The organism is Rhodococcus gordoniae (assembly GCF_001646655.1).
In the GTDB taxonomy this organism is placed as follows: Bacteria; Actinomycetota; Actinomycetes; order Mycobacteriales; family Mycobacteriaceae; genus Rhodococcus; species Rhodococcus gordoniae.
This window is the reverse complement of record NZ_LPZN01000014.1, coordinates 1-24,151: the sequence shown is the minus strand read 5'-3', so window position 1 is coordinate 24,151 and position 24,151 is coordinate 1. Positions and strand designations below refer to the sequence as shown.

At 67.3% G+C, this 24,151-nt stretch carries 24 protein-coding genes; 8 read left to right on the top strand and 16 right to left on the bottom strand.

Annotated elements, in window-relative coordinates:
• Nucleotides 1-10: 10 nt before the first annotated feature.
• Both A8G18_RS07895 and A8G18_RS07890 read right to left on the bottom strand, forming a co-directional pair.
• Nucleotides 11-505 carry a DUF3830 family protein gene (locus A8G18_RS07895; protein WP_064063427.1) on the bottom strand — a complete coding sequence of 165 codons (495 nt, stop codon included), beginning with the start codon at nt 503-505 and terminating at the stop codon, nt 11-13.
• 22 nt (nt 506-527) lie between these two features.
• Nucleotides 528-1,769, bottom strand: coding sequence for an aspartate aminotransferase family protein (locus tag A8G18_RS07890; protein ID WP_064063426.1), 1,242 nt, complete (start codon nt 1,767-1,769; stop codon nt 528-530).
• A 181-nt stretch (nt 1,770-1,950) separates the two neighbouring features.
• Between A8G18_RS07890 and A8G18_RS22345 the strand changes: the two genes are divergently transcribed.
• A complete protein-coding gene (locus tag A8G18_RS22345; protein ID WP_084421593.1) occupies nt 1,951-2,994 on the top strand; it encodes a PRC-barrel domain-containing protein in 1,044 nt (347 codons plus the stop codon).
• A 60-nt stretch (nt 2,995-3,054) separates the two neighbouring features.
• On the opposite strand, the gene hsaB is transcribed toward A8G18_RS22345, so the two are convergent.
• The 4 genes from hsaB to hsaA are packed head-to-tail and all read right to left on the bottom strand — an operon-like array spanning nt 3,055 to nt 6,601.
• On the bottom strand, nt 3,055-3,642 hold the full coding sequence (hsaB, locus tag A8G18_RS07880) for a 3-hydroxy-9,10-secoandrosta-1,3,5(10)-triene-9,17-dione monooxygenase reductase subunit (protein ID WP_064063425.1): 588 nt from the start codon (nt 3,640-3,642) through the stop codon (nt 3,055-3,057).
• Nucleotides 3,642-4,541 (bottom strand): iron-dependent extradiol dioxygenase HsaC, encoded by a 900-nt coding sequence (hsaC, locus tag A8G18_RS07875; RefSeq protein ID WP_064063424.1) that lies wholly within the window; start codon nt 4,539-4,541, stop codon nt 3,642-3,644. The genes hsaB and hsaC overlap by 1 nt, the downstream gene beginning before the upstream one ends.
• On the bottom strand, nt 4,542-5,417 hold the full coding sequence (gene hsaD, locus A8G18_RS07870; protein ID WP_016933445.1) for a 4,5:9,10-diseco-3-hydroxy-5,9,17-trioxoandrosta-1(10),2-diene-4-oate hydrolase: 876 nt from the start codon (nt 5,415-5,417) through the stop codon (nt 4,542-4,544).
• Between the two features lie 8 nt (nt 5,418-5,425).
• The gene (hsaA, locus tag A8G18_RS07865) at nt 5,426-6,601 is read right to left on the bottom strand and encodes a 3-hydroxy-9,10-secoandrosta-1,3,5(10)-triene-9,17-dione monooxygenase oxygenase subunit (RefSeq protein WP_016933446.1); all 1,176 of its coding nucleotides are present in this window, start codon (nt 6,599-6,601) and stop codon (nt 5,426-5,428) included.
• Between the two features lie 191 nt (nt 6,602-6,792).
• Here hsaA and A8G18_RS07860 point away from each other — a divergent pair, with 191 nt between their 5' ends.
• From A8G18_RS07860 to A8G18_RS07830, 7 genes are all read left to right on the top strand, one after another.
• A complete protein-coding gene (locus tag A8G18_RS07860; RefSeq protein WP_016933447.1) occupies nt 6,793-7,941 on the top strand; it encodes a 3-ketosteroid-9-alpha-monooxygenase, oxygenase component in 1,149 nt (382 codons plus the stop codon).
• 2 nt (nt 7,942-7,943) lie between these two features.
• Complete coding sequence (locus tag A8G18_RS07855) at nt 7,944-8,306, top strand: hypothetical protein (protein ID WP_064063423.1); 363 nt, start codon at nt 7,944-7,946, stop codon at nt 8,304-8,306.
• A 177-nt stretch (nt 8,307-8,483) separates the two neighbouring features.
• Nucleotides 8,484-10,196, top strand: a complete 1,713-nt coding sequence (gene kstD, locus A8G18_RS07850) for a 3-oxosteroid 1-dehydrogenase (RefSeq protein WP_172506078.1) — start codon at nt 8,484-8,486, stop codon at nt 10,194-10,196.
• 40 nt (nt 10,197-10,236) lie between these two features.
• Nucleotides 10,237-11,097: a MaoC/PaaZ C-terminal domain-containing protein gene (locus A8G18_RS07845; protein ID WP_064063421.1), complete on the top strand. Its 861-nt coding sequence runs from the start codon at nt 10,237-10,239 to the stop codon at nt 11,095-11,097.
• 32 nt (nt 11,098-11,129) lie between these two features.
• Nucleotides 11,130-12,875, top strand: a complete 1,746-nt coding sequence (locus A8G18_RS07840; RefSeq protein ID WP_064063420.1) for a cholesterol oxidase substrate-binding domain-containing protein — start codon at nt 11,130-11,132, stop codon at nt 12,873-12,875.
• 63 nt (nt 12,876-12,938) lie between these two features.
• The gene (locus A8G18_RS07835) at nt 12,939-13,994 is read left to right on the top strand and encodes an alpha/beta hydrolase family protein (protein ID WP_245207800.1); all 1,056 of its coding nucleotides are present in this window, start codon (nt 12,939-12,941) and stop codon (nt 13,992-13,994) included.
• Between the two features lie 61 nt (nt 13,995-14,055).
• Nucleotides 14,056-14,670 carry a flavodoxin family protein gene (locus tag A8G18_RS07830; RefSeq protein ID WP_064063418.1) on the top strand — a complete coding sequence of 205 codons (615 nt, stop codon included), beginning with the start codon at nt 14,056-14,058 and terminating at the stop codon, nt 14,668-14,670.
• Nucleotides 14,671-14,705: 35 nt separating this feature from the next.
• On the opposite strand, the gene A8G18_RS07825 is transcribed toward A8G18_RS07830, so the two are convergent.
• From A8G18_RS07825 to A8G18_RS07780, 10 genes are all read right to left on the bottom strand, one after another.
• A complete protein-coding gene (locus A8G18_RS07825; protein ID WP_202400316.1) occupies nt 14,706-15,455 on the bottom strand; it encodes an ABC transporter permease in 750 nt (249 codons plus the stop codon).
• Nucleotides 15,456-15,505: 50 nt separating this feature from the next.
• Nucleotides 15,506-16,483 (bottom strand): ATP-binding cassette domain-containing protein, encoded by a 978-nt coding sequence (locus A8G18_RS07820; RefSeq protein WP_064063491.1) that lies wholly within the window; start codon nt 16,481-16,483, stop codon nt 15,506-15,508.
• Between the two features lie 88 nt (nt 16,484-16,571).
• On the bottom strand, nt 16,572-17,408 hold the full coding sequence (locus A8G18_RS07815) for a mycofactocin-coupled SDR family oxidoreductase (protein WP_172506077.1): 837 nt from the start codon (nt 17,406-17,408) through the stop codon (nt 16,572-16,574).
• A gap of 113 nt (nt 17,409-17,521) precedes the next feature.
• Nucleotides 17,522-18,928 (bottom strand): DUF2252 domain-containing protein, encoded by a 1,407-nt coding sequence (locus A8G18_RS07810; protein ID WP_064063489.1) that lies wholly within the window; start codon nt 18,926-18,928, stop codon nt 17,522-17,524.
• A 79-nt stretch (nt 18,929-19,007) separates the two neighbouring features.
• Complete coding sequence (locus A8G18_RS07805) at nt 19,008-20,177, bottom strand: lipid-transfer protein (protein ID WP_064063416.1); 1,170 nt, start codon at nt 20,175-20,177, stop codon at nt 19,008-19,010.
• Nucleotides 20,174-20,578, bottom strand: coding sequence for a MaoC family dehydratase (locus tag A8G18_RS07800; protein WP_064063415.1), 405 nt, complete (start codon nt 20,576-20,578; stop codon nt 20,174-20,176). Before A8G18_RS07800 ends, A8G18_RS07805 begins: the two co-directional genes overlap by 4 nt.
• The gene (locus A8G18_RS07795; RefSeq protein WP_064063488.1) at nt 20,575-21,591 is read right to left on the bottom strand and encodes a bifunctional MaoC family dehydratase N-terminal/OB-fold nucleic acid binding domain-containing protein; all 1,017 of its coding nucleotides are present in this window, start codon (nt 21,589-21,591) and stop codon (nt 20,575-20,577) included. Before A8G18_RS07795 ends, A8G18_RS07800 begins: the two co-directional genes overlap by 4 nt.
• Nucleotides 21,592-21,605: 14 nt before the next feature.
• The gene (locus A8G18_RS07790; RefSeq protein WP_064063414.1) at nt 21,606-22,757 is read right to left on the bottom strand and encodes an acyl-CoA dehydrogenase family protein; all 1,152 of its coding nucleotides are present in this window, start codon (nt 22,755-22,757) and stop codon (nt 21,606-21,608) included.
• Entirely contained in the window at nt 22,742-23,785 is a 1,044-nt protein-coding gene (locus tag A8G18_RS07785; RefSeq protein WP_064063413.1) for an acyl-CoA dehydrogenase family protein, read from the bottom strand. Before A8G18_RS07785 ends, A8G18_RS07790 begins: the two co-directional genes overlap by 16 nt.
• Nucleotides 23,786-23,853: 68 nt before the next feature.
• Nucleotides 23,854-24,151: acyl-CoA dehydrogenase family protein (locus A8G18_RS07780; RefSeq protein WP_280746507.1), on the bottom strand; the 298-nt coding region annotated here is incomplete at its 5' end.

The following is a 24,151-nucleotide window of genomic DNA, read 5'->3' as shown; positions in this document are numbered from 1 at the left end:
CGGCGCCCGTCTACGCGCGGGCGAAGCTCAGCGTCTCCCCTACGACACCCCCGATCCACAGGTCGTTGCACGCGACGGCGAGTTCGGGCAGGCCGTCCTCGATGCTCGCGAAGACATTGCCCGGCACCCAGCCCACGTCGCCGTTGAGCAGCAGATTGTTCCGTCCGTAGAACAACGCGAGATCGGTCGCCCCCTGCGAGGCATGGGCCTGCGAGCCGGGTTCGTAGCCATAGGCGGGATTGCCGATCTCCCACGGTTCGAAATCGAACAGGCACACGTCGCCGGGGATCGGCGTCACCGTCGGATTCTCCCGGTGCGGTGCCCCGGCGATCCTCGGCACCAGGGTGTACAACTCGTTGCGAGCGTACTTGGCATGGAAGGCGGCACCGCTCTGCGGCAACGCATCCCACACCGCCGCGCAGGTGAGCGGCGCTTCGTCGTCGAGAAGTCGTGCTCTGCACGTGATGTCGCGCTTGTCGAGAGCGATCGTGATGTATCGGGCCACGCGGACTCCCTCGTTCGACGGATTATCGGACCTCTGCGAGGACTTCGGACCAGATGCCGAGCGCATCATCGATCTGCTGCGCGGTGACGATCAGGGGTGGGATCATACGCACCACATTCATGTGGGCACCACAGGTCAACAGCAGCAATCCCTTTCGGGATGCGAGTTGTTGTGCGGCGGTTGCGCGGTCCCGATCGGGAGACCCCTCGGTGGTGAATTCGAGGCCCACCATGAGACCGAGCCCCCGCACGTCGCCGATATCGCCGGTCGCGCGCTCCCGCGCACCGGAGAGCAGTTCGCGTCCACGCGTGGCCGCGTTGTCGACGAGCCCTTCCTTCTCGATCACGTCGAGAGTGGCCACGGCCGCCGCGCACGAGACGGCATTCGCCCCGTACGTCCCGCCCTGCGATCCCGGGCGGGCGCGCTCCATGAGCTCCTCGGAGGCGGCGATACCCGACAACGGGAAACCGCTCGCGAGCCCCTTGGCGATGGTGATGACGTCGGGTCGCACTCCGAAGTGCTGGTGGCCGAAGAACTTTCCGGTGCGGCCGAAACCGGTCTGGATCTCGTCGAAGACGAGCAGGATGCCGTGCTCGTCGGCCCGTTGCCGCAATCCGCGGAAGAACCGCGTGTTCCCCGGTACGTAGCCGCCCTCGCCCAGGACCGGTTCGACGACGAAGGCCGCGATCTCGTCCGGTGCCACCAGGGTCGCGAACAGGTAGTCCAGTTCCTGCAGCGCGAAGTCGGTCGCCTCCTCCTCCGACCAGCCGTATCGATAGGCGGTGGGGAACGGAGCGACGTGTACACCACCCATGAGCGGTGAGAATCCAGCGGAGAAGCGGGTTCCCGAGGTCGTCATCGTCGCAGCGGCGACGGTCCGGCCGTGGAAACCGCCGTGGAAGACGACGATTCCGGGGCGTCCCGTCGCCTGCCGGGCCAGCCGCAACGCCGCTTCGACGGCCTCGCTACCCGAATTGGCGAAGAACAACGAGTCGAGCCCTCCGGGCAGTACCGTGCCCAGCCGTTCGGTGAGTTCGAGCAGGGGCCGGTGCATCACGGTCGTGTACTGCCCGTGGATGAGCGAGCCGATCTGCCGGCGCGCGGCTTCGACGACGTGCGGATGACAATGCCCGGTGCTCGTCACGCCGATACCGGCGGTGAAGTCGAGGTAGCGGCGTCCGTCGGTGCCGTGGACGTAACACCCCTCGGCATGGTCGACGGTGACGGACGTCGCCTGTAGCAGGCGGGGTGACAGTCGGGTCATGACGATCCCTCCGAACAGCCGAGGGAGCGAACCCTCATGCTTGTTGTCGGATTGTTGACAATATGGATAACACGCGGAGAGGGGTCGCGCAACGGCGAGCGGTGTGACAACGGCGTTTCGTCACTCTCACCGGAGGGCATCCGCACTGCAGTAAGCCGCATCGCCCACGGATGAGGACATCATGATCAGCAACGACGACATCGACACCCTCGCTCGCGCCACCGCGTACGGGCCCGACGGTGACAAGCTCGGACGCGTCGGAGAGGTGTACCTGGACAACGACACGGGCCGACCCGCATGGATCACCGTCGTCACGGGACTGTTCGGCACACGCCGGCACTTCGCCCCCATCGACGAAGCCGAACTCGACAGCAGCGGAGTGCGCCTGCCCTTCGACAAGGACACGATCACCGGCGCCCCGAACATCGACGAGAACGGTGAGCTGACGCCGCTCGAAGAGGACGAACTGTACCGCTACTACCGCCGGTTCGGGGACACCCATGCAGAGGGTGGATCCACCGGCGACCGGGGCGGATTCACGGACGAGCGGGCTGGGTCGACCGACGACCGGACCGGGTTCACCGACGACCGGAGGGGCCTCGACGACCGGAACACGGCCGGTGGTGGCGGTCTCGTCGGTGGTGCAGCCGGCGGACCGGGCAGTACCGGAGCGCCGCACACCGGCGAGTCGTACGGCACCGCAGCGCCGGCGGGAACAGGACAGTCGCCCACTGCGGGGACCGCACAGTCACCCACTGCGGGGACCGGGCATGCGCCCACCGCGAGCACCGGGCATTCGCCGACGCCGCCCGATGTCGCTCGTGAGGAGATCGCCGGCAACTACCGGCCGAGCGAGGGCCAGAGGGACGAATCGCTCGAGCACTCGATGCCCGGGCATACCGCGTCGACACCGGCCGCCCCGTCCGGCACCGCGCACCCGTCCGGCACCGCACACTCGGCGGCGGACACCGCCCGCCACGCGGCGCCCGGCGGCACCGGCGGTGAGCAGGAGATCGTCGGTCCGGGGCCGACGGGGCCGGCGCACTTCACGCCGCCGCAGCCGGCCGGCACCGACACGGGCACGACCGACGCGAAGACGGACACGGCCGCGACAGGCAGCGCGGACGACGATCGACCGCGCAAGCCGCGCCTGGTGCGCCGCGTCGTGACCACGGAGTACTACGAGGAATCGCCGGACGACGCGACCGACACCGACCGTTCCTGATCCACATACGAAGCCGGGACGGCCACATCGCATGTGGCCGTCCCGGCTTCGTCGTGCGGTCTACAACCAGGTGTCCTCCGTGACCGAGGTGAGGAACGCTTCGAGGTCGTCGCGCCAGGGCGCCGGAGTGGTCTTCTCCGGTTCGATCCCGGTGTACTGCCCCCGGTAGAAGAGCAGCGGGCGCTCCTTGTCGTCGCGCACTTCGCTCAGCGACGACACACGCCCGAACACCACCCAGTGGTCTCCCCCGTCGTGCACCGTCTCGACCGTGCAGTCGATGTGCGCGAGCGATCCGGTGAGGACGGGTGAGCCCAGCGGTGAGGACGTCCAATCGAGGCCGGCGAACTTGTCGGGTTCGCGGGAGCCGAACCGCGCGCAGGTCTGCTGCTGCTCCTCGGCGAGAACGTTGACGCAGAACCGGCCGGCTCGTTCGATCGCCGCCCACGACCGCGACTGCTTCGTGGGACAGAACAGCACCAACGGCGGGTCGAGCGACAACGCGGCGAACGACTGGCACGCGAATCCCACCGGCGTCCCGTCGTCCTCGGTGGTGGTGATGACGGTGACGCCGGTGCAGAATTGCCCGAGCACGGTGCGGAACGCCCGCGGGTCGATCGCACCGTCCCGTCCGGCCTCCGGCGCGGTCATCACTGCATTCCCACCGAGAAGTCATGCCCCCACAGGCTCACGGCCGTGGATTCACGGGCGATCCAGTCGGCGTCCTCGACCTGCAGCCCCTCGCAACCGAATTCCACGTCGAATCCCCCCGGGGTCTTCATGTAGAAGGACAGCATCTTGTCGTTCACGTGGCGCCCCAGCGTCGCGGACATCCTGACCTTCTTCCGCAGCGCGCGGTCGAGGGCGAGACCGACGTCGTCGGAGTTCTCCACCTCGATCATGAGGTGCACGATGCCCGACGGGGTGGGCATGGGCAGGAAGGCCAGACTGTGGTGGCGCGGGTTGCATCCGAAGAACCTCAGCCAGGCGGGTTTTCCGTCGGCGGGCCGGCCGACCATCTGCGGGGGCATCCGCATGGAGTCGCGCAGACGGAAACCGAGCACGTCGCGGTAGAAGCGCAGCGATTCCTCGTCGTCGCGGGTCGAGAGCACCACGTGTCCGAGACCCTGTTCACCGGTGACGAACTTGTGCCCGTACGGGCTGACCACGCGGCGATGTTCGAGCGCGGCACCGTGGAACGCCTCGAGCGTGTTGCCCGACGGATCCTGGAAGACGATCAGTTCGTCGACGCGACGATCGGCGAGCTGCTCGGCGGTGCCTTCCTTGAACGGCACGCCCGCCGCCGAGAGGCTGTCGCGAACGGACTGGAGATCGGCGGCGTTCGCGGTCTCCCACCCCGAGACGAGCAGCGTGTCGGACTCGTGCGGCTCGATCACGAGGCGGGCCGGGAAGTCGTCCATCCGCAGGTACAGCGCATCGGAGTGGACGCCCTTGCCCTCGATCATGCCGAGGACCTTCAGACCGTACTCGCGCCAGGCCGGTACGTCGGTAGCGCCGATCCGCAGATATGCCAGCGACCGGATACTCATCTATTCGACTCCATCCGTGAGGAAATCCACTGTCAGGCGGTTGAATTCGTCGAACTTCTCGAGCTGTGCCCAGTGGCCGCATCCACCGAACACATGCAGTTGGGCACGGGGGATCATCTTGAGGGCGACGAGAGCACCGTCGAGCGGGTTCACGCGGTCCTCGCGGCCCCAGATCAGCAGGACCCGCTGGCGGAGCTTGTAGGCGTCGCGCCAGAGCATGCCCTTCTCGAATTCGGCGCTGGAGAACGACTTTCCCATCGCCTTCGCCGCGGCGAGCGACTCGGGGGTGCTCGCCGACGCGAACCGTTCCTCGACGAGCTCGGGAGTGATCAGCGACTGGTCGAAGACCATGATCCGCAGGAACGCCTCGAGATTCTCGCGGGTGGGCTCGTACGAGAACCGGCCGAGATTCTTGACGCCCTCGGTGGGATCGGGCGCGAACAGGTTGACGCTCAGCCCACCCGGGCCCATCAGGACGAGCCGTCCGGCGCGCTCGGGGTGGTCGAGGGCGAACCGCACAGCCGCGCCACCGCCCAGCGAGTTGCCGAGGAGGTGGACGCGATCGGTGATGCCGAGGGTGTCGAGCAGATCCTTCAGCGCCGACGAACTGTGGACGAAGTACTGCGGGTGCTCGGTGGGCTTGTCGGATCTGCCGTAACCCGGCTGATCGACGGCGAGCACGTGGAACCGTTGTGCCAGCACCGGGATGTTCCTGGCGAAGTTCGACCACGACGACGCGCCCGGCCCACCGCCGTGGAGCAGCACGATCGTGGTGTCGTTGCCGACGCCGGCCTCGTGGTAGTGCAGGCGGAGGTCGTCGCGGACCTGCGCGAAACGGGAGGTCGATTCGTAGGTGATCTCGTCGAGTGCGGTCACATCCACCCCTAGACCATCGTGTCGGTGATCGGCAGGCCGAACTCGGCGGCACCGAACATCACGTAGGCGCGTTCGGCATCGTTGGCGGCGTGCACGCGACCGGCGTGTGCGTCGCGCCAGAAACGCTGGATCGGTGTGCCGTCCGCGAGTGCGGTGGCACCCGAGTTCTCGAAGAGACGGTCGATCGACGCGATGGCACGGCCGGTCGCGCGGACCTGGTCGCGACGTGCCCGCAGACGCAGTTCCATCGGAACCTCCCGTCCGGCGACCAGATGGGCGTATTCGTCGGCGACGTTGCCCGACAGCTGGCGCCATGCGGCGTCGATGTCGCTGGACGCCTCGGCGATGCGGATCTTGGCGAACGGATCGTCCTTGGCCTTCTCGCCGGCGTAGGCGGCGCGGACCCGTTTGCCCTGATGCTCGACGTGCGCCGCGTACGCGCCGTAGGCCATACCGACGATGGGTGTCGAGATGGTCGTGGGATGGATGGTGCCCCACGGCATCTTGTAGACGGGTGCGGTGTTGCGCTCGAGCCCGGGCGAGGTGAGATCGTTCATGCTCTTGAAGCTGAGGAACCGGTGGGTGGGGACGAAGACGTCCTTCACCTTCACCGTGTTGGATCCGGTGCCCCGCAGGCCGACCACGTGCCACACGTCGTCGATCTCGTATTCGGAACGCGGGATCAGGAAGCTGCCGAAGTCCACGGGCCGGCCGTCCTTGATGACGGGGCCACCGACGACGACCCAGCTCGCGTGGTCGCATCCCGACGACCAGGCCCAGGCACCGTTGACCTTGTATCCGCCGTCGACGACCTCACCGGCGCCCATCGGCGCGTAGGACGAGGAGATCCGCACGTCGGTGTCGTCGCCCCAGACCTCTTCCTGCGCCTGCTGCCCGAAGAGCGCGAGATGCCAGTTGTGGACGCCGATGATGCCGGAGACCCATCCGGTCGATCCGCACGCGCTCGCGATATCGCGTACCGCGGTGTAGAAGGTGACGGGATCGGCCTCGTATCCGCCCCACTGCGCCGGTTGCAGAAGTTTGAAGAAACCGGCTTCCTGGAGTTCCTTGATCGAGTCGTCGGGTACCCGGCGCAGATTCTCGGCCTCCTGCGCCCGTTCGCGCAGCGTGGGCAGCAGAGCGTCGATCCGCTGCAGTACCTCGTGGCTGTCGTGGTCGCCCACTGGACGCTCCCGTCTGTTCAGGAAATGATCGCTTGTACCGAGACTAGAACATGTTCTTATTCGTGTCGAGGTGCAGGCGCACCGCAGGTAGGTGATCCCTATAGAGGGACCAAAGTCCCCGAACCCTTCCCCTCCGCACGCGAGTTCTATAACGTGTTCTAGAGATGATTTCCGGAAGGAAGTGAGCGGACATGGCACAGATTCGCGAGATCGACGTCGGAGAGGTCCGGACGCGTTTCGCGCGAGGCTGGCACTGCCTCGGCCTCGGTCGCACGTTCAGGGACGGCAAGCCCCACGCCGTCGAGGCCTTCGGCACGAAACTCGTGGTGTGGGCCGACAGCAACGGCGATCTGAAGGTGCTCGACGCGTACTGCCGCCACATGGGCGGCGACCTGTCGCAAGGGGAGATCAAGGGCGACTCGGTCGCCTGCCCGTTCCACGACTGGCGGTGGGGCGGCAACGGCAAGTGCACCGACATCCCCTATGCGCGTCGCGTCCCACCGCTCGCGCGGACCCGGGCGTGGACGACGATGGAGCGCCACGGACAGCTGTTCGTCTGGAACGACCCCGAGGGCAACGAGCCGCCGGCGGACGTCACGATCCCCGAGATCGAGCAGTACGGCAGCGACGAATGGACGGACTGGACCTGGAACCAGATCCTCATCGAAGGTTCCAACTGCCGGGAGATCATCGACAACGTCGTCGACATGGCGCACTTCTTCTACATCCACTACGCCTTCCCCACGTTCTTCAAGAACGTCTTCGAGGGGCATATCGCCGAGCAGTACCTCAACACCCGGGGGCGGCCGGACAAGGGCATGGCGACGCAGTACGGCATGGAGTCGACACTCCGGTCGTATGCGGCCTATTACGGCCCGTCCTACATGATCAATCCGCTCGAGAACAACTACGGCGGGTACCGGACCGAATCCGTGTTGATCAACTGCCATTACCCGATCACGCACGATTCGTTCATGCTCCAGTACGGCGTCATCGTCAAGAAGCCCACGGGCATGTCGGCGGAGCAGTCGGATGCACTGGCCGCCAAGCTCACCGAAGGTGTCGGTGAGGGCTTCCTGCAGGACGTCGAGATCTGGAAGAACAAGACCAAGATCGAGAATCCGCTGCTGTGCGACGAGGACGGTCCGGTCTACCAGCTCCGGCGCTGGTACGAGCAGTTCTACGTCGACGTCGCCGACGTGACGGAGAAGATGACGGGCCGCTTCGAGTTCGAAGTCGACACCGCCAAGGCGAACGAGGCCTGGGAGAAGGAAGTCGCCGAGAACCTCGAACGCACGAAGCGCGAGGAAGAACAGGGCCAGCAGGAAGCGGAGGTCTGACGATGAGCGCCTCGGCCCGACAGAGCAGGTGGGCGAAGTCCCCGGACTTCTCCGAGTGGCCCGGCCGGGCCGAGGCCGTCGCCGCTCAGACCGCCATCGACAAGATCAACTACCTGGAGTCCGGCCAGCACGAGGTACGGTGCCGCGAGTGCGGCACGTGCGTCCTCGTCCGCAAGAGCAGCCTCTCGCACACGAGCGTGCAGTGGCAGGAGGATCCGGACACCGTGTGCCCGACCTTCCGAGGAAGCACCTCGACGCGAGGTTCGTCCATCACGCCGCGCGAAGGGTGTCCGCAACTCGGGGCGAGCATCGACCGGGCCGTGCTCGACGGCACCCTTCCCGTGCCCGACGGATCCCCCACCTGACCGACCCGGTCACCGACCCGCCACGCGACAGCACCGTCCCACCGACGGTGCTGTCGCGTTCCCTTTCCTCGGTGGTATCCGGTTCCACTGCCGACATCACGCCGTCTTCGGTTCACGCCCAGGACTCTTCGTTTTCGGGGATGGACTCGGCACCACCATTTCTATAACGTGTTCTACATGACGAAGCAGGAATACGACATCGTTGTCGTCGGCAGCGGTGCCGGCGGGATGACCGCCGCCGTCACCGCCGCCCGCAAGGGTGCCGACGTGGTCCTGATCGAGAAGGCGCCGCGCTACGGCGGGTCGAGCGCCCGATCGGGTGGCGGTGTGTGGATCCCGAACAACGAGGCACTGAAGGCCGCCGGAGTGGACGACACCCCCGAGGAAGCCCGGAAGTACCTCCACAGCATCATCGGCGACGACGTGCCCGCCGAGAAGATCGACACCTATATCGATCGCGGACCGGAGATGCTCTCCTTCGTCCTGAAGAACAGCGCGCTCGAACTGCAGTGGGTACCGGGCTATTCCGACTACTACCCCGAGGCGCCCGGCGGACGTCCGGGGGGCCGTTCGGTGGAACCGGCACCTTTCGACGGGCGCCGCCTCGGCGAGGATCTCGCACTCCTCGAACCCGATTACGCCCGCGCTCCCAAGAATTTCGTCATCACCCAGGCCGACTACAAGTGGTTGAACCTGCTCATGCGCAACCCGCGCGGACCGGCGCGCGCCATGCGGGTCGGGGCGCGTTTCGTCTGGGCGAATCTCACCAGGAAGCACCTGCTCGTCCGGGGCCAGGCGCTCATGGCCGGTCTGCGAATCGGCCTGCGCGACGCCGGCGTCCCCCTCCTCCTGGAGACCGCGCTCACCGACCTCGTCGTCGAGGACGGCACCGTGCGCGGTGTCGAGGTCGTCGCGAACGGTGAGAAGCGCATCATCCGCGCCCGCAAGGGCGTCATCCTCGCCAGCGGCGGTTTCGAGCACAACGCCGAGATGCGGGCGCAGTACCAGCGTCAGCCGATCGGCACCGAGTGGACCGTGGGGGCGAAGGCCAACACCGGCGACGGCATCCTCGCCGGACAGAAGCTCGGCGCCGCAGTCGACTTCATGGACGACGCCTGGTGGGGGCCGTCCTTCACGCTCACCGGCGGCCCGTGGTTCGCACTGTCGGAACGCAGTCTCCCCGGTTGCCTCATGGTCAATACAGCGGGCAAGCGCTTCGTCAACGAGTCGGCGCCCTACGTCGAGGCGACCCATGCGATGTACGGCGGCAAGCACGGACGCGGCGACGGTCCGGGAGAGAACACCCCCAGCTGGCTGATCCTCGATCAGCGTTACCGCGACCGCTACACCTTCGCCGGCATCACACCCCGCACCCCCTTCCCCCGCCGGTGGTTCGAGGCCGGCGTACTCGTCAAGGCCGGTTCCATCGCCGAACTCGCCGAGAGGATCGGGGTGCCGGCCGACGCCCTCACCGAGACCGTGCAGCGGTTCAACGGGTTCGCACGCGCCGGGAAGGACGAGGACTTCGGCCGCGGCGAATCCCACTACGACCACTACTACGGGGACCCGCGCAACAAGCCGAACCCGAGCCTCGGCGTGGTCGACAAGGCCCCGTTCTACGCGTTCGCGGTGGTCCCCGGTGATCTCGGCACCAAGGGTGGCCTCGTCACCGACGTCCACGGCCGGGTCCTGCGCGAGGACGGCACCGTGATCGACGGCCTCTACGCGACCGGCAACGTCAGCTCGCCGGTCATGGGCCACACCTATGCCGGCCCCGGCGCCACCATCGGACCGGCGATGACCTTCGGCTACCTCGCGGCACTCGACATCCTCGACCGCACACGTGACGACCACACCGGAGAAATGCGAGCATCCGCCGACACCGTGTGACCCGACCGACCCGAGTTCGAGCCGTAGAAAGGAAGCGCCTGTGCCCATCGATCCCTCGGTTGCCGTCGGAGCCGAACTGCCCGCCCAGGAATTCGAGTGGAACAGTACCGATGTCCAGCTCTACAACCTCGGCATCGGTGCCGGTTCCCGCCCGACCGACGCAGGCGAACTCCGATACCTCCACGACAAGGAGCCCCAGGTGCTCCCCACCTTCGCGACCGTCGCCGCGACCTTCCACCAGGTCGAGCCGCCGAAGGTATCGTTCCCCGGAATCGAGATCGATCTCGCCCGAGTCGTCCACGGCAGTCAGGAGGTGACCGTGCACGCACCCGTCCCGGCTTCGGGCAAGGGACGCACGATCACCCGCATCGCCGAGGTATGGGACAAGGGCAAGGCCGCTGTCGTCGTCCAGGAATCGAGGACCGAGGATCTCGACGGCACCCCCCTGTGGACCGCACGGTCGTCGATCTTCGCTCGCGGCGAGGGCGGTTTCGGCGGTGAACGTGGACCGTCGGAGTCGGTGGAGTACCCCGATCGCGCGCCGGATGCCGAGTTCGACGTGCCCACCCTGCCTCAGCAAGCGTTGTTGTACCGGCTGTGCGGCGACCGCAACCCGCTCCATTCCGATCCGGAGTTCGCTTCCGCGGCAGGATTTCCCGCACCCATCCTGCACGGGCTGTGCACCTACGGCATCGTGTGCAGGGCCGTGACCGACAACCTGCTGGATGCGGACGCGTCCCGCGTGAAAGGATTCCGTGCCCGTTTCGCCGGCGTGGTCTTCCCCGGCGAGACACTCCGGGTGCGCGTCTGGAACGACGGCGAACGCAAGCTCGTCACCGCATCCGTGGTCGAACGCGACCTCGCCCCCGCCCTGACCGACGTGGTACTCACCGTGGCCTGAGCGCCACGCCCCCCGAAAGAGCGACATACGAAATGACACTTCGTGATTCGTCGCCGCGCCTGTCGCGGCGCGGCTTCCTTGCGGCCGGTGCAGGCGCGCTGGCCGTCACCGCGATCGGCGGCTGGACTCCGGTCCACGCGGTTCCTTCCGGATCGGCAGGGGCGACACTCCCTACCCCACCGGGTTTCCCCGAGGGCATCGAGCTCTATCAGCAGGCATACCAGAACTGGTCGAAAGAGATCATGCTGGACGCGATCCAGACCTGTGCGCCGCGCACTCCCGACGACATCGTGCGTCTCGTGAACTGGGCACACCGGAGCGGATACACCATCCGTCCGCGCGGAGCGATGCACGGCTGGACACCGCTGACGATCGTCAACGGTGCGCCCGTCGACCGGGTGATCCTCGCCGACACCATGCTCCATCTCAACCGGGTGCGGGTGAACCCCGGCGGCTCACCCGCGACCGTCACGGCCGATCCCGGCGCGACACTCGACGCGATCACCGCGGCACTGCAGGACCACGGTCTCGGACTCGCGAATCTGCCTGCGCCCGGGGTGTTGTCGATCGCAGGGGCACTCGCCGTCAACGCCCACGGCGCCGCCCTGCCCGCGGACGGTGAATCCACCCTTCCCGGACACACTTTCGGGTCGATGAGCAACCTCGTCACCGAGCTGACTGCCGTCGAATGGGACGGCAGCGCCTACGCGCTGCGCACGTTCACCCGCGCCGACCCCGAGATCACTCCCCTGCTCACCCACCTCGGCCGCACGTTCATCACGTCCGTCACCCTGCAGGCCGGACCGAACTACCGGATGCGGTGCCGGTCCTTCACCGACGTCTCCTGGCAGGAACTGTTCGCGCCGGCCGGAGCGTCGGGTCGGACCTTCGAATCGTTCGTCGCCTCTGCGGGTCGCGCCGAGGCGATCTGGTATCCGTTCACGGACAAACCGTGGATGAAGGTGTGGTCGCTTGCGCCGGAGAAGCCGGCCACCTCGCGGGAAGTGACCGGACCGTACAACTATCCGTTCTCCGACAACGTGCCCGAACCGATCACCGACCTGCTGGGTCAGATCACAGCCGGGAACACGTCGATCGCACCGGCTTTCGGGCAGACCTACTACGGCGTGACGGTGGCCGGTCTCGCGGCGACGGGATCGTCCGACATCTGGGGCTGGTCGAAGGATCTGCAGTTCTACATCAAGGCGACCACTCTGCGTCTCACCGAGGGCGGCGGCGTGGTGCTCACGAACCGGGCCAACATCGCCAACGTGATCCACGACTTCACCCACTGGTTCGCCGAACGCATCGAGCACTATCGCGGCCTGGGGCAGTTCCCCCTCAACGGCCCGGTCGAAATCCGTTGTTGCGGACTGGATCGTCCTGAGGACGTCCTCGTCCCGTCTGCAGGCCCTCCGACGATCGCCTCGACCCGTCCGCGGCCCGACCACCCGGAATGGGACACGGCCATCTGGCTCAACGTCCTCGGCGTTCCGGGCACTCCTGGGATGTTCGCCTTTTACCGGGAGATGGAGCAGTGGATGCGACAGCGGTACAACGGAAGCGACTCGACCTTCCGGCCCGAATGGTCGAAGGGCTGGGCGTTCGGTCCCGACCTGCCGTACACGGACGAGCAGATCCTGACGCAGGGCCTACCCGAGACCTATCGGGAAGGCGTACCGTCCGACGAGAACTGGGATTCGGCTCGTGCGGTGTACAACCGCCTCGATCCGCATCGGGTGTTCAGCAACACTTTCATCGACACCCTCCTCCCCTGAACTGCGCACGGGCACAGCTCGCTCGGCACGGGCACAGCGCGGTCCTTTGCTAGGGTTCGCCCCATGCGGAACGTGCGAAGGTGGATCGGTGCTGCTGCTGTGCCCGTGCTGGTTCTCGCGGGAGGTGTGACACTCGCCGGAACGGCCGCGGCTCTTCCCGATACGGGTTCGGTCACCGTGTCGACCGGCAGCGACAGCCCGGTGACCTTCGAGGCCGCCGGCACCACCTTCCACGGCAGTCTGCGCAGTCCGGACGGTGCGACGGTCGCCGCCGCGCTGCTGCTTCCGGGCAGCGGTCCCACCGATCGCAACGGCAATCAGCCCGGCGCTGCGGCCGACACCCTGGTGCGCTCCGCGGACGCACTCGCCGCCCACGGCATCGCGAGCCTGCGGTTCGACAAGATCGGGGCCGGCCGGACAGGTCTCGGGACCTACACCCCCGAGACCGTCGGCGAGTACGGCTTCACCGAGCAGGTCGATCATGCCGAGGCCGCCGTGCGGTTGCTCAGCGAACGCACCGGCGTCGCCGCCGAGGACATCCTCGTCCTCGGACACAGCGAGGGCGGCCTGACCGCACTCGCACTGGCCGATCGCGGCATCGGGAGCGGCTTCGCGCTGTTGGCGCCGCTACCGATGCGCTATCTGGATCTGTTGTCCGCCCAGCTCACCGCGCTCGCCGATTCCGGGCAGCTCGGCGCCGACGCCGACGCCGTGCGAGCCGAGCTGCCGCGCACCGTCGCATCGTTGCGGTCGACCGGCACCGTGCCGGCCGACCAGCACCCGGTCGTCGCGCAGCTCGGCCTGAATGCCGCGAACGCCAAGTTCCTCGCCGAGGCCGACGAGCTCGATCCGGTCGAACTCGCCGCCCGGTTGGCGGCCGACACCCCTGTGCTGCTCACCTGCTCCGACAAGGATCTGAACATCAGCTGTGCGCAGGTCGAACCGCTGCGGGCTGCACTCGCACACACCGACCTGCAGTTCGAGCATTTCGCCACCGCGAATCACGGACTCGAGGAACTCGGCCCCCTGCAGCCGGGGCCGGCGGATCTGATCGCGCTTCTGCCCGTGTCGTCGGAATTCTCGGCGGCCGTCGACCGTTGGGCCGAACGAGCACGCTGAGCGTGCGACGCACGATCGGGGACACGGGATTGTCGTCCCGGTGTGCGGGTATCCACGGCACATGACAGCACTTCACGCCGTGGCACTGAATTGCACCCTCAAGCCGTCTCCCGCCGAGTCCAGCACCGACAAGATGGTGGCGCACGTGTTCGACGCACTGTCGAAGCACGACGTCAGCGTCGAAACGGTCCGGGTCGTCGATTTCGACGTCGCGCCGGGCGTGGAAGCCGACATGGGCGACGGGGATCAGTGGCCGGAGATCGTCGAGCGCATCGGCTCGGCCGACATCCTGCTCATCGCCACACCGACCTGGGTGGGACACATGTCGAGTGTCGCTCAGCGTGTCCTCGAGCGGCTCGATGCCGAACTGTCGAACACCGACGACGAGAACCGGCCACGCATGGTGGGCAAGGTCGGGATCGCCGCAGTAGTCGGCAACGAGGACGGTGCGCACAAGATCGTCGCCGACCTGTTCCAGAGCCTCAACGACATCGGATTCTCCATTCCCGCCCAGGGGTCGACCTACTGGAACGGCGAAGCGATGTCGGGCACCGACTTCAAGGATCTCGACGAGATCCCCGAAGCGGTGCGCTCGACCACCGAATCCGTCGCCCGGAACGCCGTGCACCTGGCCACGTTGTTGCGTCAGCGGCAGTACTCGCCCTACCCCGAGTGAGTCCCACCGGTCCCACGGGGAGGTGAGTTCGGCCGTCAGCGACTGACGGCCTTCTGGTACCTCCGAATCGCGAACGGCACGAACACGATCAGCATCAGAGCCGTCCACATCAGCGATGCGAGGATCGGATTCTGCAGGGGCCACACGTCCGGTGGCGGCACCATGGGATTGGTGTTGCCGAACAACTCGCGCACCGCCTGCGTCAGCGCCGAGATGGGATTCCACTCGGCGATGGTCCGCAGCACCGGTGGCATCGTCGACGGATCGACGAACGTGTTGGCGATGAACGACAGCGGGAAGATCACCATGAAGCTGGCGTTGTTGAAGACCTCGGGTGTGCGGATCCACATGCCGATCACGGCCATCACCCACGACAGGGCGTAGGCGAACAACAGCAGCAACAGGTAGCCGGCGAGGGCCTCTCCCAGCGAGGTGTTGATCCGCCAGCCTACGAGGAGGCCGGTCAACGACATCACGACAAGGCTGAGCACATTGATCAGCACGTCGGTGGTGGTGCGTCCGATGAGCACCGCGGACGGCGCCATCGGCAGCGACCGGAACCGGTCGATGATGCCCTTCTGGAGATCCTCGACCATCCCGAGGCCCGTCCACGTGGATCCGAAGATCACCGTCTGGGTGAAGATGCCTGCGATGAGGAACTCCCGGTACGACATGCCGGGCACCTCGATCGCGCTGCCGAAGACATAGGCGAACAGCAACACGAACATGATCGGGGAGAGCGTGGTGAACACCAGGAGATCCGGTACACGCTTGATCTTGATCATGTTGCGCTTGGCGATGGTCAGGCCGTCGGTGGCGATCGTTTCGAGCGTGTTCACGACACCGCCTCCTCGATCTTGTCGTCCGTCCCGTGCCCGGTGAGCGTGAGGAACACGTCGTCGAGCGTGGGTTTGCGGAGCGCGACGTCGGAGACCCGGATACCTGCGGCCGACAGTTTCCCCAGTGCGGTCACGAGACCGTCGGTTCCGCCACCGGAATCCGCGCTCACCGGAACGGTGATACGGCCGGTGCTGCGCTCGACCCTGATCTCGCCGGACGCGACCGATTCGAGTTCGCGGACCGCGCGCTCACGCTGCTCGACCTCGGCCACGCCGAGTTCGATGCGCTCGCCACCGACGCGGCTCTTGAGTTCGTCGGCGGTGCCACGAGCGATGACCTTCCCGCGATCGATCACGGCGATGTCGTCGGCGAGGCGTTCGGCTTCGTCCATGTATTGAGTGGTCAGCAGCAACGTGGTGCCGCGTTGCACCAGCGTGTCGATGACCTCCCACAACCCGAGACGGGCACGCGGATCGAGCCCGGTGGTCGGTTCGTCGAGGAAGAGCACCGGAGGATCGGCGACGAGAGCACCGGCGAGGTCGAGGCGACGCCGCATACCGCCCGAATAACCCTTGACCGGGCGATCGCCCGCCTCCTCGAGGTCGAACTGCTCGAGCAGTTCTCGTGCCCGGAGCCGACTTCGTTTGGTGCCGAGGTGGTAGAGACGACCGACCATCTCGAGGTTCTCGAAGCCCGTGAGATATTCGTCGACCGCGGCGTACTGCCCCGACGCGCCGATCCGGGACCGGAGTGCGCGCCCCTCGGTGAAGACGTCGAATCCTGCTACCTCGGCGCGACCGGCATCGGGAACGAGCAGTGTCGTCAGGACGCGCACCGTGGTGGTCTTACCGGCCCCGTTGGGGCCGAGCAGCGCGGTGACCGTTCCTTCCGGCACCCGCAGATCCACACCGTCGAGCGCTCTGACCTGTCCGTATGTCTTGATCAGTCCTTCTGCAACTATGGCGTCGGCCATGAGTGTCTCCCTGACTGTGGTGGCTAGCACAGTGTGCACGAAGAGACCGACACGATTCGACAGGTTTTCTCATCGCATCGACAGATGCTCAGCCGGTCACCCGCGCGGCATTGCCCGCGTCGATCGGCAGCACGGTACCGGAGATGTGTGCGGACGCCTCGTCGGCGAAGAAGAGAACTGCGCGGGTGATCTCGGCAGGTTCGAGCCACGGGACCGGTTGCGCGTGCAGCGAGGTGAACACCGGTGCGACATCGTCGGCGGTCGGGTGCTCGAGGTCGGGCCGCAGCATCCCGTAGAGCGTGTCGTTGTGGATCATCGGCGTGGAGATGTTGCCCGGAGCGACCGCGTTGACGGTGATGCCGTTCTGCGCGAGGTCCAGGGCCGCGCTCTTCGTCAGGCCGATCACGCCCCACTTCGACGCCGCATAGGCGACCATGTTGGTATTGCCGGCCCGGCCGAGCATGGACGACACCGTCACGATGCGTCCGTAATTGCGCTCGATCATCCCGGGTGCCACCGCGGCGACGGTGTTGAACACCCCGGTGAGATTCGACGAGATCGCTTCGTCCCACATCGCCTGCGGCATGCGGTGCACCGGTGCCGCCACCGACACCCCGGCGTTGGCGACCGCGATGTCGATCCGCCCCAATTCGTCGTGGGCGCGGGCTACCAGCGCATCCATCGCCGGACGATCGGCGGTGTCGAGTGTCGCCGAGACGACCCGGCGGCCGGTGGCTTCGACGAGGCGCACCGTCTCGGCCAGATCCCCCTCCGTCGCCAGTGGGTAGCCCACCATCGGTGAATCGGTGCACCGATCGCAGATCACCAGATCCGCTCCGGCCTCGGCGAATGCGACGGCATGCGAGCGACCCTGTCCTCGCGCTGCTCCCGTGACGAATGCGACCCTGCCCTCGAAACCCATCATGACGTCCTTCCGTCGGCGCGTGGTTGCGTCACTTGTACCCTGCCGATCGCCGAGGACGAACTCGCGGTCCCGGACACCGGAAGGGTCCGGGACCGTCGAGGCGAAGACGGGGATCAGAGTCCGGACCGGGCCTTCACCCGGCCCTGGTCCACTGCGTCGTGCAGTGCCTGCAGGTCGCGCTCGGTCCGGTCCGCATAGGCCACCGCGAAGGACGCGAGCGCCTCGTCGAACTGCTCGTCCGTGCCGAGATAGGCCGCCAGCGCGATCCGGTCGCCCGCCCGGGCGTGGGCGTAGGCGAGGACCCGCGCGCACAACCGCCCGTAGAGCTTCAGGCCCTTGGGCACCATCTCCTCGATCACCGCCGAGCCCTTACCGTCGCGGAGCTGACGGATGTAGAAGTCCCGGTCCACCCCGTCGGCGCCCGTACCCCGCTGCCAGCCGAGGAAGATGTCGCTCGCGGACTGCATCAGGCGCTGACCGTTCACGACGCGTTCGCCCTCGTTGCGGAAGGACGGCCCGTCCACGTAGTACGACAACACCGAACGCTGGGCTTCCTTCGCCTGCAGGAACAGCGGATCGTCGTCGTCCACACCCCGCAACAGGAGGATCCACGCCCGCGTGCCGACGCTTCCCACTCCGACGACCTTCCGCGCCGCCTGGACCAGTTCGAACTGTTCGAGAAGGACCCGGCGGTCCCACTGCAGCGTCGCCCGGTACGACCGGACGCGGCCGTACAACTCGTCGTAGATCGCCTCGGCATCGAGATCGGCGAAGACCTCTTCGACGGGCACGATGAGCGGCGGATCGCTGATGATCCGCCGGTGACCGTCGATGATGGCGGTCAGCTTCTCCAGTGCCTGGAGGCTGTCGCGCCGCGAGGCCTTGTCGAGCGCTTTCCGGGTGCGTTTCTCCATCTTCGCATCCAGCAGACCACCCGACTCCGCTATCTCGACCGTGGGATCGAGGTGGGAATACCGCACCGCCAGATTTCCGAGTTGCGCCTGTCTGCACATGGTCTCGCGATACTCGGCCGCACACGCCCGGGTGATCTTCCGGCATTCCTTCGTGGTGAACCCGTTGTCGCGGCCCGCGATCTCGAGGCTTGCGACCAGGCGCTTGACGTCCCATTCGAACGGCCCCGGATACGTTTCGTCGAAGTCGTTGACGTCGAAGGCCGTCTTCCGTTCCGGAGTCGCGAACAGGCCGAAATTGCTCGCGTGGGCGTCGCCGCACAACTGTGTGTGCAGACCGCTGTCGGGCGTGCGCGACAGATCGTCGGCCATCACCAGCGCGGCACCGCGGAAGAACGCGAACGCCGATGTCGCCATGCGGCCGTATCGCACCGGGACGAGCTGGGGGACGCGGGACTGCGCCTGGCTCTCGAGCAGCGCGATCGGATCCCGGGACGACTCCCCGAGATCGGCCAGCGACTCGACGGGAGTGACCCTCCGAGCGGCGAGGCCGTTCCGGACCCGCTGTTCGCGGGTCGGATGCACGACATGTCCGTCCGTGACCGACACGGGTCCTCCCACAGGGATCTCGCCGGAGCGTGGGCCTTCATCGTAGGCAGGCCCGCGTCCCCGTGGGAGCGAAACGGCGTCAGGACCGCGACAGCACCAGTCCCGAGGTCGGAACTCCCGTTCCTGCCGTGACCAGGACGTGGCCGACGTCGTCGACCTGGTTGACCGCCGTGCCGCGGATCTGCCGGACGCCCTCGGCGATGCCGTTCATACCGTGGATGTAGGCCTCACCCAGCTGACCGCCGTGAGTGTTGATCGGCAGCCGCCCGCCGACCTGGATGCCGTCGGCGACGAAGTCCTTGGCCTCACCGCGTCCGCAGAATCCGAGTTCTTCGAGCTGCATGAGCACGTACGGGGTGAAATGGTCGTAGAGGACGGCCGTCGCGACGTCCTGCGGTCCGATGCCGGCCTGTTTCCACAACTGGTCGCCGACGATGCCCATCTCGGGCAGTCCTGCGAGCCCGTCCCGGTAGTAACTGGTCATGATGTACTGGTCGGGACCGCTTCCCTGTGCCGCGGCGGCGATCACCGCGGGAGTCTGCTTCAGGTCCTTCGCCCGCTCGGCGCTCGTCACGACGAGCGCCACGCCGCCGTCGGACTCCTGGCAGCAGTCGAGCAGGTGCAGCGGCTCGGCGATCCACCGCGAGTTCTGGTGGTCCTCGAGCGTGATCGGTTTCCCGTGGAAGAACGCCTCGGGATTGGTTGCCGCATGAGCGCGGTCCGCAACGGCCACGGCACCGAAGTCGGCACTCGTCGCACCGGAGACGTGCATGTAGCGTTGCGCGACCATCGCGACGAACGAGGCCGGGGTGCTCAGCCCGTGCGGGTAGGAGAACGCGTTGTCGGTGCCCGACGAATTCACCTGCGCGGCAAGTGCGGTATTGACCTGACCGTAACGCGCCCCGGATCGTTCGTTGAATGCCCGGTAGGCGACCACCACGTCGGCCACGCCGGTCGCGACGGCCATCGCCGCCTGCTGCACCGTCGCGCACGCCGCACCGCCGCCGTAGTGGATGCGGGAGAAGAACTTCAGGTGAGGGATACCCACCGAACGGGCCACGGCCACTTCGGTGTTGGTGTCCATCGTGAACGAGACCAGGCCGTCGACGTCGTCCGGGGTGAGTCCCGCGTCGTCGAGGGCGGCGCGTACCGCTTCGGCGGCGAGGCGGAGTTCGCTGCGACCGGAGTCCTTCGAGAAGTCGGTGGCACCGATGCCGACGATCGCCGCTGCACTCGACAGGCCGCTCATGCGGTGCCTCCGATCACGAAAGTGGCTGTGGCCGTGATGTGTTTTCCCAGACTGTTGGTGCCGGTGACGTCGACGGTGACCAGTCCGCCCTCGACGGAGGCAACGGTGCCGGAAAGGGTCAGGGTGTCGTAGGCGTACCAGGGCACACCCAGCCTCAGCGAGATCGACCTGATCACCGCTCGGGGTCCTGCCCACTCGGTGACGTAGCGCTGCACGAGCCCGGTGTCGGTGAGGATGTTGACGAAGATGTCCTTCGATCCGCGTTGCTGTGCCTTGTCGCGGTCGTGGTGCACGTCCTGGAAATCGCGGGTGGCCAGGGCCGTCGACACGACGAAGGTCGGATCCGCGTGGATCGTCGAAGTGGGCAGGTTCTCGCCGATCGTGACGGTCGGGGCGCTCACACGTCCTCCTCGAGAGGCTTCCAGGCGTACAGCGTCCACGCTTCTCCCCCGGTCTCGTCATCGCCGGGGAAATCGAGATAGGTGGCTTCCACCGGCATTCCGATCCGCACCTGCCCGGGATCGGCGCCGCGGAGTTCACCGAGCATCCGCACCCCTTCGTCGAGTTCGACGAGTGCGACGACGAAGGGCAGCTGCCGTCCCGGCACCTTCGGGGCGTGGTGGACGACGAAGCTGAACACCGTTCCGCGTCCGGAGGACACGACGTAGTCGGTGGTCTCGGACTTGTCGAGCCAGAGCGCCGGGACGGGTGGGTGCTGCAGCGTGCCGTCGGGGCGTCGCTGGATGCGCAGTTCGTGGGCCGAGACGCCCTCCCAGAAGAACTGCGTGTCGCGGGAGACGGACGGGCGGAGCAACCGTGCGGGGTCGAGATCGTCGGGAACCGACGGTGCCCGGCCGTCGGAGGACGACGCCTCCTCCACCTTGGCCGGCGGGGCGAACTTCAGTATGCGGAACAGCATTTCGGCGACGACCTCGTCGCCGACCCTCCACAGGTTGCGGGTGGTGAAGAACCAGCCCTCCCCCAGGCCGGTCTTCTTCGGGCCGACGACGTCCTCGAGGGTGGACTCGATCGTCACCTGTTCGCCGTGACGCAGGTAGCGGTGGTAGATCTGGTCGCAGTTGGTGGCGACCACCGACGTGTATCCGGCGTCGTCGAGGATCTGCGTCATCCGGCCGAGCGGATCGTCCTTCTCCCGTTCGGCGCCGAGACCGCGCATCGTCCACACCTGCGCCATGGCGGGCGGGGCCACGAGACCGCCGTGACCGGCGGCGATCGCCGCGGATTCGTCGGTGTAGATCGGATTGCCGTCGCCGATCGCCTCGAGCCAGTTACGGATCATCGGCAGATTCACCGGATCGCGGCCGGGCCGGGGTGCGGACGAGCCGTCGCTCCGCACCTGTTCGGCCGCCCGCAGGATCTCCTCCGGGGTGCTTCCCGGAACGTCACGTGTCACCGAATTCTCCTGCGTCACCGCGGCACCCGCGGCATGCCCAGTCCGGCCGTCGCGATCAGTTCGCGCATGACCTCGTTGACGCCGCCACCGAAGGTGATGACCACGTTGCGTTTGGCCATCATGTCGAGCCAGCGGAGCAGCTCGGCGGTGTCGTCGTCGGCGGGGTCGCCGAAGGCACCGACGATCTCCTCGGCCAGACGCCCGACCCGCTGGATCCGCTCGGTGGCGAACACCTTGGTGGCCGAGGCGTCGGCGATGTCGACGGCGTCGTTGCTGCTCGCCGCGACCTGCCAGTTGAGCAGTTCGTTGAGCCGCCAGGTCGCGTGGATCTCCCCGAGTGCGCGTCGCACCTCGGGACGGTCCTGGAGTTCGTGCGCGCGGACCCACTCGACGAGCCGGTCGTAGATGCCCGCCACACGACCGGCCGGTCCGAGCATGACGCGTTCGTGGTTGAGCTGGGTGGTGATGAGCTTCCAGCCCTTGTTCTCCTCGCCGACGAGCATCTCGGCCGGAACACGCACGTCGCTGTAGTAGGTGGCGTTGACGTGATGGGCGCCGTCGCAGGTGATGATCGGCGTCCAGCTGAAGCCCGGGTCCTTCGTGTCGACGATGAGCACGGAGATGCCCCGGTGACGCGAGTCGGCGGGGCCGGTACGGACCGCGAGCCAGATGTAGTCGGCGTCGTGCCCACCGGTGGTGAAGATCTTCTGTCCGTTGACGATGTAGTGGTCGCCGTCGCGCACCGCGGTGGTGCGCAGTGCGGCGAGGTCGGTGCCGGCCTCCGGCTCGGAGTACCCGATCGCGAAGTGCACCTCGCCGGCGAGGATGGCGGGCAGGAACTTCCGCTTCTGCTCGTCGGTGCCGTAGACCTGCAGCGTCGGGCCGACGGTCTGCAGCGTGACGCTCGGCAACGGGACGTCGGCCCGGACGGCCTCGTTGGCGAAGATCTGCTGTTCGACGTCGCCGAAACCGTGGCCGCCGAACTCCACCGGCCAGCCGACGCCGAGCCATCCGTCCTTGCCCATTCGACGGACGACCTCGCGGTAGGTGGGCCCGTGCCGTTCGGTACGCATGATCGCAGCCTCCTCCGGGGAGACCAGATTGCCGAAATAGCGGCACAGCTCGGCCTGCAGCGCGCGCTGCTCGTCTGTCAGATCGATGAACACCGGGCCCCCACGAGGTCGAGTCGGTACGAGGCGCCGCCGAGCAACCGGGCGAGGTCCTTGGCGGCCGACGAATACTTGTGCAGTGGATAGGTCTCGTCGACACCCACCCCGCCGTGCAGATGGTGCAGCACACGCACGGCCGGAGGCAGTTCGGCCGCGATCCAGTACGCGGTGACATCGAGATCGTCTGCCGCGTCGAGACCTTCGGACAGGCGCCACACCGACGACAACGCCGCGACGTGCAGGGTGCGCGCGGTGACGTAGACATCGGCGATCTGCTGCGCGACGGCCTGGAAGGTCGCGAGCGGTTTGCCGAACTGGTGCCGTTCGCTGACGTGCTTCGCGGTGAGCTCGGTCGCCCCGGAGAGCAGTCCGTCCGCGAAGGCCGCCACAGCGGCGAGCGCGATCCGGTGGAGGGTCGCCACGGCGTCGGCACCGGACTCCGCGAGCAGGACACCGACGGCGCCGTCGGCGCGCAGCGAGAACTCCGGGGAGCCGGTCGAGGTGGGGCTCGGACGCAGGGTCACGCCGGTGGCGTCGGGAGCCACCGCGACCACACCGGCATCGGTGGGCAGGAGCACCAGGCGCGCCCGATCGGCGTAGGGCACGGCGACGAACGACCCGGTGACCGCGTGACCCCCGTCGGTTCGGACGGCGGTGGCGGCCGGCTGTTCCGGGAAGGCGCGGCCGGGTTCACCGAGTGCGGCCGTCAGGACGGCTCCCTCCGCGACGCCGGCGAGCAGTTCGTCCTGCTGCTGCTCGGAGGCGAGCGCGAGGATCGGCAGGACGCCCAGGCCGAGGGTGGCCAGGGCCGGCGTCTGCGCCGCTCCGCGTCCGACCTCGGTGAGGACGGTGGCCACTTCACCGAGCCCGAGCCCCGATCCGCCGAGCCGTTCGGGCAGGGCGAGCGACAGCAGGTCGGCGTCGGCCAGCGCGGCCCACAGCGCTTCGTCGGCGAGGCCGCGTTTCAGGAGACCGGCCGCCACACCGGCGATCTCCTCCTGTGTCTCGTCACGTGCGAAGTCCACCGTCACCCACCTTCGATATAGAACGTGTTCCAGTTGTAGCATTCCCGGGCGTCCGGCGGAAGGACTCCTCAGTCGCGCGGCAGCCCCAGGAGCCGCTCGGCCGCCACGGTCAGCAGAATCTGCTCGGTTCCACCGGCGATCGTCAGGCACCGGGTGTTGAGGAACTCCCGGGTGAGCGGTCCTTCCACCCACCCGGCCTCGCCCGCGAGATCCATGGCGAGTTCGGCGGTGTCCTGCCGCTGCCGCACGCCGATGAGTTTACGGACGCTCGACGCGGCGCCGGGATCCTGTCCCTCGAGTTGCGCGAGGGTGGCACGCAGATCCAGGAGCGAACCGACCGTCGCCTCACCGATCTGCGTCGCGATG